The following is a 14,541-nucleotide window of genomic DNA, read 5'->3' on the forward strand; positions in this document are numbered from 1 at the left end:
TCAGGTGGCCTTCTTCATCGCCCGGACCTGTTCGAGCCGCTCGTGGATCAACGGCCCGTCGGGGTTGATATGCACGGCGATGTCCAGCAATTGCTCGACCCGGCCCAGCGGGAAATCCCGCTCGAGCAGGATATCCGAGATCTCGCGCAGCTTTGAGCCACGCGCGCGTTCCAGCACCCGTTCCCCGATCACCTCGCCAAAAAGCATGCGCACGAACTCGGCGATGCTGTCCGCGTAGGCGGTACGCTCGCGCTGCTCGGGCGAATCCTCGGGCTGCCTGGGGCGCGGAAACGGGTTGCCCTCGGTCCCGCAGTAGCGCTGGCCGACGCGGGTGTTGATCTCGTTGAAACTGTCATAGATCTCGTCCGAGCGCCAGTTGAGGATCTTGCCGTTCAGGCACAGCGGGTTGCGGCTGACCAGGTTGATCAGCTCCCACCGGAAATGGTTCACCTCGCCGTCCGGTTTGTAGCGCGGGTAGATCTCGTTGAAGACCCGCGCGACAGACACGCCGATGGGGCCCAGCGATTCATTCGACACCGACAGGTCCCAGTCGAAGGCGTCGTCGCGCGGCGCGGGGATCGTCTCGTGCACCACGTCCTTGAGGATGTTGCCATCGTACAGCCGGTCGCGGTCGAAGATCTTGACCCGAAGCGCGTCGATGCCGAAGGCATGTTCCCACTTGGCCAGGAACTGCTCGTAATTATAGTAATGCGCGTCCGGCCCGATCGGCGCGAGGAAGGTGTCAAAATCATCCGTGTTCCCGGCCTTGACGGTCGTGGAATAGAACGAGGTCGCCAGTGCCGATTGCTCGCGGATGTAGCACAGCACCTTGATCTCGTCGAAGATCGACCGCAGGAAGGCCGCCAGGCTGTCGATGCTGTCCTGGTCGTTCAGCCGCGAGTGCAGCAGCTCGGAGGTGATGAACACGGTCGAGCCTTTTTCGAGTAGGGCCGCGAACTCGCGCCGCATCTCGTCGTCGAACCCGTCGAAATAGGCGTCCTTCTCGTGCATCGTGTAGATGCGACGATCCTTCATGTAATCGTCGATCTGGTTCTGGAAATAGGCCGCGATCTTCTGGTTGTTCGGCACGCCAAGGCCATCGGCCAGCTGCACGCCGTGTTCGGCCAATGGCGCGCGATTGGCATAGACGAAGTCCTGAATCGAGGTCGTCGCCGTCTTTTCGGTGCCAATATGCAGCACCAGCTTCCTGGGACCGTCGTTACTCATCATGTCGGTTCAAACACTTCGCTCACTCTGGCTTCTGCCGTTCCACGGCCCCGGCTGATACGTGCCCGGGCCGGATCAGACAAGCGTGTCGACATACCGCAAGGTCGGTTCCACCCAGGGCGCATGGGCATAGGCCAGCGGGCGCATCGCGTCATCAAGCGGGGCAAGGTAGCGCCGCGGCACGCTGCCGATCAGCGACCGCAGGGCCTGCCGGTAGGAATACTTCAGGTCCAGCGAGATCGACTCCTCGCTCCATTGCAGCACGCGGAAACAGGTGGCCAGCACCAGCTTGCGCAGCACCGCGTCATGGAAATAGCTCGAATGCGAAAAGAGGTGCAGCACGTTGGCCACCGACCCGATCGCGTCGAACCGCGTGGTCGACCGGCCGTCGGTCAGCCGCGGCTCGCCGTAGCGGCGGAAATAGGTGAAGGTCGGCAGCTCGGTCAGGGCAAAGCGTTCCATGTTCATCAGCACGCCCATGTGGAAGTTCGAATCCTCGAACATCGACAGCCCGTTGGGAAAGCGCAGGTGGTGCGTCTTGATGAACTCGCGCCGGATGCACTTGTTGGCCGATTGCGGCTCGAGGCAGGCGAGGTGGCGCAACGCCTTGAGGTAATCGCGGTGGTCCGAGGCCATTTCCGTGATCCCCATGCGCGCCAGGGCGTTGAAGGCATGGGTGTCGTAGAAGGGCAGGACCTCGTTGCGCAGCTCGCTTAGCATGCCGCGGGAAAACACCACGTCGGGTTGGTTTTCCGTCGCCGCCATCATCGTCTCGAAGGCCCAGGGCGGACGGGTGTCGTCGCTGTCGAGAAAGCAGATGTAATCGCCTGTCGCCACGTTCAGCGCGCGGTTGCGGGCCGAGGAGGGGCCGTCGTTCGACTGGCGGATATGGGTGATGCGCGGATCGTCAAAGCTGCGCAGAACGGTGCGCGTCGCCTCGGACGCGCCATCATCGACCAGGAGGATCTCGAAATCGGTGAAGGTCTGCGCCAGGATCGAGTTCAGCGACAGCGCGGCCATCTCGCCTTCGTTGTAGGCGGTGACGATGACCGACAGGGCGGGGACGGTGTCGGCCTCGGTCGCGGGCTCGGCCTTGATCTCGGGTTTCTTGCTCATGGATCAGCCTGCCTTCTTCATCGAACGACGCATGCGGATGAATTCGGGCGTGATGGTCGGCCCGCAGAAATAGGCCCAGTGCACGCCGTCCGACACGCCCTTGGTCTCTTCGAGGATCTGGTCGAAATGCATCCGGAAATCGGGCTGCTCGATCTTGTCGATCAGGTCGTCGCTCATGACGCCGGGGCCGTAGATGCGGCGGATGCCGACGCAGAACCGCGCCGTCGCCTCGATGAAGCTGTCGCGCAGGTCGGGTTTCAGCACCTGGGCCGACCAGTTGATCGAATCGGTGATCGATTCCGCGTAGGGTCTGAAATTCGGCCAGCTTTCGCGCACCGCCCGGGCCACGAGGTCGCGGAACATGAACAGCATGTAGAAATGCCGCTCGTCGCCCTGCTTGATGTCCTGCGCCGGGTGCTGGCGGTAGTGGTAGTAATGGTCGGGCAGCATCAGCACGTCGCGCGCCGCCGTCAGGGTGAACATCTGGAAGATGTAGTCGTCGTAGGCGCGGACGTTCTCGGGAAAGTAGATGTCCTTGGAATCGAGGAAGTCGCGCCGGTAGACCTTGCGCCAGATGGTCGGCTGGCCCTTGATGATGTCCGCCGATTGCAGGCGGAACACCGGCTGGCCCTTGAAGGTCTGGCGCGGGATGTTCTTGAAGACGTCTTCCTCGTAGCTCGGGTAGTAGGGCTTTTCGAGGCTGTCGTCGTAGAAGTCGAACGATGATTGCGTCACCTCGCAGCCCGAGTAGAGCGCGAGGTCATAAAGATCGCCGAACATGTTCGGGGTGACGAAATCGTCGGCATCGACAAAGGCGATGTGGGTCGCGTCCGACACCAGCCGGCCGTAGTTCCGCGCCGAGGCGCAGCCGCCGTTGGGCTTGCGTTCGACCCGCACGCGGGGCTCGTCCTTGAAATGCTCGGCCGCGCGGTCACCCGAACCGTCGGTCGAGCCGTCGTCGACGATGATCACGCGCACGTCGTCGCGCCCCTCGCAGAGGATGCTTTGCGCGCATTCGATGACGTAGTCGTCTGCATTGTAGGCCGCGATGGCCACATCGACCCCGTGCCGGCGGCCCGACAGGTCGATCGAGGCATTGTGGTTGAGGATCCAGTTCGGCGGGCTCCAGATCTGCGCATTGGCGCAGGGAAAGACCTTGTTGCCCGGAACGATGGTCTTGGCCGCGGTCCAGAAGGACAATTGCCTGCGCCGATCCTCGGACAGCCCGTCGAGCACGTCGCCCATGGTGTCGAAGACCTGGCCGCCCTGGATCAGCACGCCGCCCTTGCCCTTGGACAGCAGCTTCTTGACCTCGGCCATGGTGACGATCTCGACGCCGTCGATGTCGTTGGCCTCGCAGATGGCCGTGACAAAGGCGGCGCTCTCGGCATTCGACACCAGCTTGAGCAGCCGGACCCCGGGCAGCAGCGCCTTGGCGCCCATCGCGAAAAGCGGCACCTTCAGCTCGACATCGACGATGGTGTAATCATCGGCCGGCTGGCCGATCGGCCGGGTGGACATGAAGCCGAGATAGGCGCCCGGATCGTTCGCGGCCGCCTCGGCCAGTTGCCGGGTCTGCGCCGCATCGGCGCCGGCCGGGATGATGAAATCGCGCCCCATCATGTGCAGCGTCACGTCTTCGTCGTTGGTCTCCGCCGTGCCGGCCGCAGCGGTGCTTGCCGGCTTCTTCGCCTTGGCCTTGGGCGCGGGCGCGGACGCCGCAGGCGCGGCGACGGCCGGCTCGTCCATGAATTCCTGGAAGGTGCCGTTGTTGCAATCGATGCGGAAGGTCTCGCCCGCCAGGGACGCGTCCATCTCGAAGGGCAGGGTCAGGCCGTCGATCTCGACCGTCAGCTTGGCCCCGTCACGCAGCACGCGGTAGCTGCGGATATCCTCGACCGGGGTGACCAGCATGTCCGAGACCTCGTCGCCCCAGTCGCTGCCGGCCATCGAATTCAGGCTGTAGGCGTTGCTTTCGCGGCGCAGGACAAAGTGAAAGGGCCGGTCCTGGTCCGAAATGCGGAACTCGAAATGGCTGTCGGCCCAGATGCCGGGGTCCGGAAAAATCTCGTATGTGGTCTTTATGGTCACGCGGGTGGCTCCCGAATACTTGGTTTTCCGGCCCCCGGCCCGCCTGTGGCCGGTGACCGAGATAGTGCCGCTTGCCGTTCTGGCGCGACCCTTACAGCGGATTCATGACGAAGGCCGGCATGGCAGTGCCGTCCTGCGCATGTTTCAGAAAGGCATCGGCCGTGTCCAGCGCTTCGCGGATGGTCACATCCATGTCGAGGTAGCGATAGGTCCCGAGGCGCCCGACAAAGGTCACGCCCGAGGTTGCCTGGGCCTTTTCGACGTAATCGGCCAGCAGGGCTTTTTCCTTGACCTGGCGGATCGGGTAATAGGGGATGTCCTCGGGCTCGCAGGAGCGTGAGAATTCCTTGTAGCAGACGGTGCCTTCGTGGCTTTCCCACGGCGCGAAATGCTTGTGCTCGGTGATGCGGGTGTAGGGCACGTCGCGGTCGCCGTAGTTCATCACCGCGCAGCCCTGGTAATCGCCGGTTTCGGTGAATTTCTCGAAATCCAGCGTGCGGTAGCCCAGGCGGCCCAGCTCGTAGTCGAAATAGCCATCCAGCGGGCCGGACCAGAAGACGTGGTCATAGCCCTCGGCCATGGCGGGATCGTAAAGCGTGCCCAGCTTCACCTCGATCGACGGATGGTCCAGGATCGCCTCGATCATCGGGGTATAGCCGTTCTCGGGCATCCCCTGGAAGGCGTGGAAAAAGTAGTTGTCGTCGTAGTTGAACCGCACCGGCAGGCGCTTCAGGATCGACGCGGGCAGCTCGGTCGGCGAGCAGCCCCATTGCTTTTCCGTATAGCCCTTGAAGAACGCCTCGTAGAGGTCGGGCCCGACAAAGCGCATCGCCTGCTCTTCAAAGGTCTGCGGATCGGTGATCGACTTGTCGGCGATCTCGTTCTCGATGAAATCGCGCGCCTCGGCGGGGCGCAGGGTCTTGTTGTAGTACTGGTTGATCGTGTGCAGGTTGATCGGCAGCGAAAAGACCTGCCCCTGGCTCGTCGTCTTCACCCGGTTCTTGTAGGGCATGAAGGTCGTGAAGGAATTGACGTAATTCCAGACTTCCTCGTCGTCGGTATGAAAGATGTGCGGGCCGTAGACATGGACCATCACGTCCGTCTCGGCATCGCGGGTGGTGTAGCAATTGCCACCGATATGGTCGCGCCCGTCGATCACGGTGGCACTGTGGCCCGCCTCGGCCAGCTTGCGCCCGATAACCGCGCCGGACAGGCCCGCGCCTACAAGAAGAAATTTCACGTCTGATCGCCTTATTCTTATGACCTGAACCGGACCACCGTTTACCTGGCGCAACATGCGCCGAACCTCGATCCGCCGTCTGTCCCATGCGTCCTCGAGGCGCCGGGAATTCGGAGGGCGGCGTCAAGCGGTTAATAGTTAGGCACAGGTGGCATTGCAAGCAAAGCGGGGCCGGTGCGTTACCGTTCTGTCGCGAATGCTCAAGCGGGCGGCACCGCGCCGGGCCGGGCGGGCGGAACTTTGCTTGTGGCGGGGCGGCAACCGTGTCTTGATGGGTGCTCCGCCCGGGACGGGCGCGACAGGCAAGACAGGCCACGACACGGCAGGACAGGCAGGGGCAGGCATGGCAGAAGATCAGGCGCCGAAACGGGTGCATGGACCCGAACTCGAGGCGCGGCTCGCGGCATCGCGCGAGGGCGAAGGTGCCGGCGCGGCGCGGGCGCTGGCCCTGCAGGTGCTGGACGGGGCCGAGCGGGCCTTTGACAAGGCGATGGTGCTGCGCGACGTGCAGCAGGTGCTGGGGGTCGAGGTCGCCCTGGACATGGTGCGGCACCAGCTGACGATCCTGCAGGCCAACCCGCGTCTGTTGCTGGAACAGGCGCGGCTGCTGACCGCCTCGGGCCGGTCGGGCCGGGCCGAGCAGATCCTGCAGGACCTGCTGACCCCGCCCTTCGAGGCGGTGCTGCAGATGGCCGCGATCCAGCTGCAAAAGGGCGACCCGGAGGCGGCGCTGGACCTGCTGGCGAGGTTCGAAGAGATCACCCGGGACCGGCCGCATCGCTACGTGCTGGGCGGGCAGGCGGCGCTCAAGCTGGGGCGCGCCGAAGCCGCGCTGGACTGGGCCGACAGAGGGTTGGCGCTGGCGCCGCGCCACGCGCCGCTGCAGGTGCTGCGCTGGGATGCGCTGTCGCGGCTGCGCCGCTTTGATGCGGCGATCGAGGCCTGCCGCGCGGTGATCGCAGATGCGCCGGACGACGCGATCGAGATGCACAAGAAGGCGGTGCGGTTCCTCAACCGGATCGAACGGTTCGACATCGCCCGCGACATCCTGCTGAAGGCCAGCGCGACCCAGCAAGGCAATGCCGACCTTGTCCTGCTGGCCGGCGAGGTGGCGATGGCCGAGGGCGATGCCCGCGGCGCCGCCGAACTGCTGGGCGATTTCGCCGAAACCCGCCGCGTCGACAGCCTGTTCCTGCGCACCCGCGCCGCGGCGATGACCGCCATGGGCGACCTCGGCGGCGCCATCGCGGTGCTCGAGGCCGGCTTTGCCGAGACCGACAGCGACATCCGCCTGCAGCTGGCGCAGCTGTGGATCCAGCTGGGGGAATTTCCAAAGGCGCGGGCGCTGCTGGACGGGCTGCCCAATGACAACACCACCCACCGCGCGCGGGTCGCCAAGCTGCGCGGAGAGCTGGCCTTTGCCCGCGCGGACATGGGCGTGGCGCTCAAGCACCAGGTGCGGGCCATCGCGCTCGACCCTTACCCGGCGCAGTACTGGGACCTGCGCGGCCGCTACGCGCTGGCACTGGGGCAGGTCGACGGCGCCTGGGACGATCACCTGGAATGGACGCGCCTGCTGACCGACAAGGACCCGACCGGCCAGGTGACCGGCAAGGCGATGCATTCCAACACAGGCCAGGTGCTGAACGAGTTCCGCCTGCTGACGACCGAGACCGACCGCGCCATGCTGGCCGCGGAGGCGGACCCGGTCGCGGGCATGCGCCACTTCCGCGCCCGCGTCACGGACGAGCCCGGCAACACGCCCTGCGCCATGGCGCTGTTCAACCTCATGCGCCGCGCCGGCGGAGTGACGCGCATGCCGCCCAAGGACGCGGGCGGGGCCGATCCCGGCCCCATACCGCGCCGTATCGTCCAGTTCTGGGACAGTCCCGAGGTGCCCGACCAGGTCGAGGCGCTGGCCGCCGAGACCCGGGCGCTGAACCCCGGCTACGATTTCCGCCGCTACGACGAAAGGACGGCGGCCGCCTACCTGCACGACAAGGGAGAGGAGGCCGCGCTGGTCGCCTACCAGCTGTCGCCCCACGCTGCGGCGAAATCCGACATCCTGCGGCTGGCGGTGCTGTACCATGACGGCGGGGTCTACATGGATGCCGATGACCGTTGCCTCGTGCCGCTGGACGAGATCCTGCCGAATGGCACCCGGATCGTCGCCTACCAGGAGGACCTGATCAGCGTCGGCAACAACTTCCTCGCCGCCGCGCCGGGCGACCCGGTGTTCCGCGCGGCGCTGGACGATGCCGCCATCGCCTTTACCGAGATGGCGGGCGAAAGCATCTGGCTGGCCACCGGGCCGGGCGCGGTGACCCGGGCCATGGCGCTGCACGGCACCGACGAGAGCGGCGCGCTGCGGCCGGACATCTGGCTGATGCCGTGGTTCCGGTTGCGCCACTTCGTCAGCTTTCACATCCGGTTAAGCTACAAGACCTCGAACGACCATTGGTACCGGTCGATGATGCGTCGGCGCTGAGACCGGGCGTCGTGCCAGCCGGGCGGGCCGACGGTCAGACCGCCGGCAGGATCGCCTGCAGCAGCGCCTCGGCCTGCGCCTGCACCTCGGCCTCGTCCATCCCGCCCGCCTCTGGCAGGTCGGGATAGCGCGTGAGGTCAAGATCGAAGAGCCGCGCGCGATCCGGCAGCCAGCGGGCGCGGACCTTCTCGTTCTGCTCGGCGCAACGCTCAAGGAAGGTCTCGGCCTGGCGGCGCGTGACCAGTGCCGAGCCGCCGCCGTGGCTTTGCTCAAGCTCGGACACGATGGCCCGGCGGTGCGCATCGTCGAACCGCGCATCGTCGCGCGCCAGCCGGTTGATCCGGCCCAGGATGCGCAACCCGTCGCGGCTGAGCGCGGGGTTGCGGCGCGGCGCGTCCTGGGGACGGCTCAGCGCACCCGGGATCCCTGCCGCATCCTCGAAGAGCGACACGAGGTCTGTGTCCTCGCGCTCCTGGTCCTCGTAGATCGCCACGTGGACGCTGCCCTGGCCGAAGACCTCCTCGTACATGTCGAGCAAGTCGTAGTAGCGGTAGAACAGCGGCAGTTCGGCCCCTGCGGGCAGTACCGGTTCGATGTTCGGCCGGCCGCCCTTCATCTGGGTCGAAAGCGAGCTTTCCGCGACCCGGTCCTGGCGCCGCAGCACCACCGCGATGCGAAAGCGCGAGCCGACGGGCGCCAGCAGGCGTTTCAGTCGCTCGAGCTCTCCGGGATGGGTGATGCGGCTGTGCAGGTGCTCGTTCGACAGGAGCAGCCGGGAATACCCCGCCCGCGCGGCGATGGTCTCTACCTGCCGCTCGGTCATGCGGCGCAACTCGGGCGCGTCGACGCCCTGCTTGGCCAGGATCGCCTGGCGCACGTTGCAGGTCTTGTCATCGTCCTGCGCATAGGCGGCCAGGAAGATGTGGTTCCGCCGCCCCAGCAGCGCGGGGTAAAGAATGCCCTGCGCCATCAGCGCCTTGCGCTGCGCATCGCAGAGCCCCTGCAGCGTGGTCGTGCCGGTCTTTTCCAGCCCGATGCACAGCGTGATGTCGGCCCCGGGCCGTGTCGTCTGGTTCAATGTATCCCTCGGCGCCGGGCGCCTTTCCCCTGAGTGGCCACCCCCGCCGGTCCCTGACAGCCGGGAGGGCAGGCCTTGTCCTGCCGATGCGTCCTCACGCGCCAGGCGCGAGGCGGAGCTTGCCGTCTTCGGTGAAATGCTGCTCCAGAATTTCGGCATTACTGACGGTTTGCCGCCAGTCGGGCAACAGTTTTCGCGTGTTGGCGGTGGCGCCGCCGCTCATCGTGATGCCGCAACGCCCCAGGATGTCGGCGATGATCGCCGACAGCGCCTCGGGCGCGGCACCGGCCATGTCCTCGTAGGCCAGTTCCATGATCTGGTCCGGCCGGGCCCGGCCCCGCGCGCGCGACAGCCAGCCGCCGACCATCTCGGCCTCGAGGTCATAGGTCCGGGCGATCCGCGTGACCGCGTGGGGCGGGATCTCGTAGGTTTCGGGCCCCTCGTGCGCATTGGCGCCGCGGTCGACGTAGCGCCCGGTGCGGCCGGCGATCCAGGAAGACACCGCATGTTCCAGCCGGTTGCGGCGCTGCAGGTGGATCACCAGGTAGCCGCGGCGCAGCGCGGCGGCCAGCACGGGCGGCAGCTCGACCGGGGAATACCAGGTGCCGATGGCGTTGAGGGCCGAGTTGTACTTGACGTCGATGCAGGGAAAGCCCTCGGTCTCGAGCGCGGCCAGGAAGGCCTCGGCCCGGTCGATGGCGGCGGGATGGGTCACCGCCTCGGCCTGTTCGGGCGGCACGCTGGCCAGCCAGCGGTGGTATTTCGACAGCCCGTCGGGCTGGCGCGGCTGGAACACCTCGCCGAAATCGCGCAGCCCGCCGGTTTCGGCCAGCATCGAGCGCAGGAAGTTCGTGCCGGCGCGCTGCTTGGCCAGCACGAGCACGCCGCGCAGATGGGTCTCGGGGCCGTCCTGCGGTGTCGAGGGGGAAATCATGAGGCAGTCACCTTTTCGTACCAGATCGCGCCGGCTTCGCAGAAGGCGTCGAAGCTGCGCGTGCGTTTCATCGTCTCGATTGCCGCCTTGCGCAGGCGGGCGTTCTCTTTCGGCTCGAGCACCTCGGCCAGGGCGGCGGCAAAACCAGCTGGGTCGGTCGGGTCGGCGACCAGCCGGCCGGTGTCGTCGCTGACCACCGCCGACACACCGCCCACGTCGCTGGCGACGATCGGCAGCCCGGCCGAGGCGGCCTCGACCAGCGCCTGGGGCACGCCTTCGAACAGCGCGGTGTTCAGGTAGACGTCGCTGCCCGACAGCGGCAGGGTGTGAAAGCCGCTGAAGGGGCCGTGGACGGTCAGGTTGTCCGGCAGGTCCGCCGCGTCCCAGCTATCGTCCTCGAGCACGCGGGAGCCGTACATGTGAAACTCCGTCCCCGGCATCAGGCGGGCGATCTCGGGCACGATCCCCGGCTGTTTCTGGTGGTCGAACCGCGCGGCCCAAAGCACCCGGCCCGGGCGCTTGCCGTCGAGCTTCCTGGACGGTCGCACCGCCGCGATCTTGTCCGAGGGATAGTCGAGCACGTGGCACTTGTCGTGCGGAAGGCCGAACATCTGGATCAGCTCGTCCATGAAAGGCTGGCCGTCCGAGACATAGGCGTCCAGCACCGGCTCGATATAGGGGATCTTGAGGTGGTAGCCGTCGATCACCCCGTCCGCATGGGTATGGGCGCAGAAGAAACAGGCCGAGAGCCTTGCGTCGGGACGCGGCGACTGCCCGGCGGCGACGGATTCGAGCCAGGTGAACCCGGGGTAGGATTGCACGACCTGCACGGTTTCGGGCGCGATCAGGTCCAGCGCCAGCTCGAGGCAGCGCACCACGTAGTCGACGCCCCGGCCCGCGACGAAGGGTCCCTCGACCCCGTCGCCCGCCAGCAGCGGCAGGTGGCGCAGCCCGGCATAGCCCGGCTCGACCTGGCCGTTGTCGGCCAGGATCACCAGCGGCGACCGGTCCAGCTTTTCCGCCAGCAGCCGGTAATGCCAGTAGCCCACCCGCTCGGCCCCGCCGACACCGAGGCAGGGCAGGATGATCACGTCCGAAACCGGGCCGTTCTCCTTCAGCTCCTCGCGGATCCGGGTGATGAGATCGCCGACCAGCGGTTGGTTGCTGGATTTCCACCAGGTGTCGCGCAGCCGGGCCAGCAGCGGCATCGGCGTGCCCAGCCGGTCGCGCGCCCGGGCCACCACGGTGGTGGCAAGATGCGGGGGGATGCCCGTGACCTCCTGGTACTTGGGATCGCGCGAGGGCCGGCCGATGTGGACGCCCTGGGGGCTGCCCGCCTCGGCCAGCGCGGCGGTGTAGCTCGACTGCAGCACGCCGAGGTCGAAGAGCTCTTCGGTGATCCCCCCGCGCGAGGCTAGGAACAGGCGGTCGGACCAGTCCTCGGGGCTTTCGGCGTGGCCGGACAGCCGTTTCAGCCACGCGGAGGTCTCGAGATGCGCCTCAAGCCCGGGCCGCCCGTTGCGCGACAGGTTCCACAGCGCCAGGTCCCAGCGCGCGTCCGTGGGGCGGATGTCCTTTACCATGTCGTGGTCCCCGGCATGACGGAGCAGGTCTTGGCGATCGCCAGCGTGTCGCGGCAGGCCGTCGAGAGCATGACGAAGAGGCGGAAGGCGTCGGGCTCCGAGGCCAGCGTCTCGGCCAGGGCCTTGTCCGTGGCACGCAGGGCCAGCGCGTAGGGCAAGGCGCCCGGCGGCTGGTAGGCCATCACGTCCAGCACCATGCGCAGGCTTTCGGCGGCGGGTTCGGCCGGCAGCCAGACCGCGTTGTCGCGCTGTGGCGTGCGAAAGAACATATGCGCGGGCAGCACCACCCGGACCTCTGGCCGGGCATCAAAGATGCGGCGTGCGGCTTCCTCGAACCAGGGGTCGACCTGCGCCGTGGGCGAGCGCAGCATCAGCAGGTCGCCCTGCTGCACCAGCCCGCCCGAATGCATGGTGACCGTGCGCGCCTCGATCGGGGGGCGGGGCCGTTCGGCCCGCGCCATCAGCCGGGCCAGGATCGCCGGCCCCTCGGTCGTGAACCCGGCCGGGGCGTGGTCGTGGTCGGCCACCCTGCGGAACCGTTCGGCGGTCATCGCATCGGCCGCCCCGATCAGCGTGTCGCCTTCGACCAGGTGCTCAAGGCCGGGGGTGTCCAGGGCCTGGGCCGTGGCCTCGGCAAAGCCGATCACCGGGGTGGCGGTGCCGGTTTCCTCGACCAGCCGCTGGGCGCTGTCGATCGCCGCGGCCAGTGCCGGGTCGGCCCAGTCGATGCGGCGATGGGTCAGCAGGGCGGCATGGGTGCCGACATGGCGCGCATAGGTGGTCGGGAAGTCCTGCACCAGGCGGTTCAGGGTCATCGACCCCGCGTCCACCGACATCCGCGGCGCGCCCTGCAGCAGGAACCGCGCCAGGAACCGCGTCAGCTGGTAATCGCCGCAGAGCCCGGCCTGCGCGAACCGCGCCAGGTTCAGCCCCACCGCGCCCCAGCGGTCGAGGTCCAGGACCACCTCGTGCGTGGGCGCCTCGTCGAACAGCACCAGCAGGGGGGCCGGATCGCTGTCGCCGGCCGACAGCGCCAGCGCCTCGTCCACCCAGTCGATCACCTGGTCGCGCGCCATCGGCAGGTGCGCCGGCAGCCACAGCAGGTTGCGCGACCCGTCCCCGAGCCGTGCCGCGACCTGGCGGTAAAGCCGCCCCAGCCCCGGGTACTGGTCCTTTTCCTGCACCAGCGCGGCGCCGGTATGGCCGTGGCGCGGGAAGGCGGTCAGCAGCTGTTCGAAGGCGCCCTGCACCTTCAGTTCGTGATCGAAGCCCGCGCCCAGCTCCTCGGCCGGCCAGGCCGAGAGCGGCGGCAGGTCCAGCCCGGCGTTCGGCGGCAGCATCGACAGCGGCGCCCGGCGGCGGCGCGCCGCGCCGTCCCGCGCCCGCTCGGCCGAGAACAGCTTGCTCGGCCCCTGCATCACGCCCTTCTTGGCACCAAGGCTCAGGTGATGCGGCTTCATCCGGTAGAAACAGATTGTTTCGGGCAGGGGCATGTGGCGCACGCCCTCGGCGATGGTGTCGGCGCTCCAGCTCCAGTCCTCGTTGCCGATGCCGCGCGCGGGGTCGATGGGCGGCAGCGGGTAGCGGCTCACCAGCGAGCGGTGAAAGGCGCATTTGTTCGAGAAATACCAGTCGACCAGCAGCGAATGCGGATCGAAGGACATGGCATAGCTGTCGGGCGTCTTGGAGACGTCGTAAAGCGCGCCGAACCGGGCAAAGAGCCGCGTATGGTAGACGGTGTTGAGGTCGAAATGCCCGCGCGCGACCAGCTCGCCCACCGCCTTGTACCAGTTCGACGAATAGAGGTCATCGCCGTCGTGCAGGAAGACGATGTCGGTCTCGGCCGCCCGGATGCCATGTTCGCGCGACTGGCTGAGGTTGCCGAAATCCACGTGGTCCACCCGGTCGATCACCTCGGCAAACTGGTCCAGCACCCCCTGCGTGCGGTCGTCGATCCGGTCGGCGACGACGTCGAAGCGCACGTCGAAACCTGCCTTGGCGGCGACCTCGCGCGCCAGCGACAGGCTGCGCAGGGTGGGCACCAGCAGCGCCCCCTCGCGGTGCACGTTGATGATCGCCGTTGCGTCGCTCATGCGTCAGCAGATCCGCAGGCGGGTCACCGCGCCGCCCAGCACCGAGGCGGGCAGCGTCATGCAGAACTGCAGGCTCGTCACCGTCTCGGTCCGTGCCATGCGGTCGTCGAAGGCCAGCGTGGCGCGCAGCATGCGGTTGCCGTTGTCGCCCAGCAGGTAGGGGCGCAGCGCCTCGGCCTTGAGCATCCGGTCCTCGGCCATGAAGCGGGCCTCGATCCGCGGCGCCTCGTCGAGGTCGGCGGCCAGCACCGCCTCGATTTCGCAGCTGCGGCGGCCGGCGACCGTCGCCATCGGCAGGTTGACCTGCACGATCAGGTCGGCGGGCGGCTCTTCCCCGGCCATGGCGAACAGCGCCAGGATGATCTCGTTCTTGCCGTGGCCAGCCCGGACAAGCGCCTTGCCCGACCCGGTAAAGACCCCCAGCTCGGGGCTCAGCGCCACGTAGCCGCCGGGCAGCTGCACCGGCTTGTCGAGCGGCGGCGCATCAGGGTCCAGCGTGTCCAGCGCATCCAGAACGGTGACGCCGCTGCCCAGGGCCATGCGCACCTCGCGCAGGCCCTGTTCCAGCTCTTCCAGCCGCTGCCCGACCTCCGAGATGTCAATGCTCATCCGGTTGTGCCCTTCCTGGCCGGGGCGTCGACCCGCACCTGGCCATGCTCCGTGAAATATCCTTGTCCGGATCGTTAACATC

10 protein-coding genes are annotated in these 14,541 nt (G+C 67.3%); 1 reads left to right on the forward strand and 9 read right to left on the reverse strand.

What is annotated here, in order from left to right; all coding sequences use genetic code 11:
• The 4 genes from MF270_RS22170 to glf form a co-directional block, all read right to left on the reverse strand.
• The gene (locus MF270_RS22170; RefSeq protein WP_238367970.1) at positions 1–1,227 is read right to left on the reverse strand and encodes a hypothetical protein; all 1,227 of its coding nucleotides are present in this window, start codon (positions 1,225–1,227) and stop codon (positions 1–3) included.
• Positions 1,228–1,302: 75 nt separating this feature from the next.
• Positions 1,303–2,343, reverse strand: coding sequence for a glycosyltransferase family 2 protein (locus tag MF270_RS22175; RefSeq protein ID WP_238367971.1), 1,041 nt, complete (start codon positions 2,341–2,343; stop codon positions 1,303–1,305).
• A gap of 3 nt (positions 2,344–2,346) precedes the next feature.
• Positions 2,347–4,434: a glycosyltransferase gene (locus MF270_RS28395; protein ID WP_238367972.1), complete on the reverse strand. Its 2,088-nt coding sequence runs from the start codon at positions 4,432–4,434 to the stop codon at positions 2,347–2,349.
• A 91-nt stretch (positions 4,435–4,525) separates the two neighbouring features.
• On the reverse strand, positions 4,526–5,674 hold the full coding sequence (glf, locus tag MF270_RS22185; RefSeq protein WP_238367973.1) for a UDP-galactopyranose mutase: 1,149 nt from the start codon (positions 5,672–5,674) through the stop codon (positions 4,526–4,528).
• Positions 5,675–6,017: 343 nt separating this feature from the next.
• On the opposite strand from glf, the gene MF270_RS22190 reads away from it, so the two are divergent.
• Complete coding sequence (locus MF270_RS22190; protein WP_238367974.1) at positions 6,018–8,162, forward strand: tetratricopeptide repeat protein; 2,145 nt, start codon at positions 6,018–6,020, stop codon at positions 8,160–8,162.
• Between the two features lie 34 nt (positions 8,163–8,196).
• Here the strand turns inward: MF270_RS22190 and MF270_RS22195 are convergent, their stop codons facing one another.
• From MF270_RS22195 to MF270_RS22215, 5 genes are all read right to left on the reverse strand, one after another.
• Positions 8,197–9,240 carry a hypothetical protein gene (locus tag MF270_RS22195; protein ID WP_238367975.1) on the reverse strand — a complete coding sequence of 348 codons (1,044 nt, stop codon included), beginning with the start codon at positions 9,238–9,240 and terminating at the stop codon, positions 8,197–8,199.
• A 94-nt stretch (positions 9,241–9,334) separates the two neighbouring features.
• Positions 9,335–10,174, reverse strand: a complete 840-nt coding sequence (locus MF270_RS22200; RefSeq protein WP_238367976.1) for a hypothetical protein — start codon at positions 10,172–10,174, stop codon at positions 9,335–9,337.
• Positions 10,171–11,757 carry a glycosyltransferase family 4 protein gene (locus MF270_RS22205; protein ID WP_238367977.1) on the reverse strand — a complete coding sequence of 529 codons (1,587 nt, stop codon included), beginning with the start codon at positions 11,755–11,757 and terminating at the stop codon, positions 10,171–10,173. The genes MF270_RS22200 and MF270_RS22205 overlap by 4 nt, the downstream gene beginning before the upstream one ends.
• Complete coding sequence (locus tag MF270_RS22210; protein ID WP_238367978.1) at positions 11,751–13,850, reverse strand: glycosyltransferase family 2 protein; 2,100 nt, start codon at positions 13,848–13,850, stop codon at positions 11,751–11,753. Before MF270_RS22210 ends, MF270_RS22205 begins: the two co-directional genes overlap by 7 nt.
• Positions 13,851–13,853: 3 nt before the next feature.
• Complete coding sequence (locus tag MF270_RS22215) at positions 13,854–14,459, reverse strand: hypothetical protein (RefSeq protein WP_238367979.1); 606 nt, start codon at positions 14,457–14,459, stop codon at positions 13,854–13,856.
• Positions 14,460–14,541 lie beyond the last annotated feature (82 nt).

The organism is Mesobacterium pallidum (assembly GCF_019966535.1).
GTDB classification, from domain to species: Bacteria; Pseudomonadota; Alphaproteobacteria; order Rhodobacterales; family Rhodobacteraceae; genus Mesobacterium; species Mesobacterium pallidum.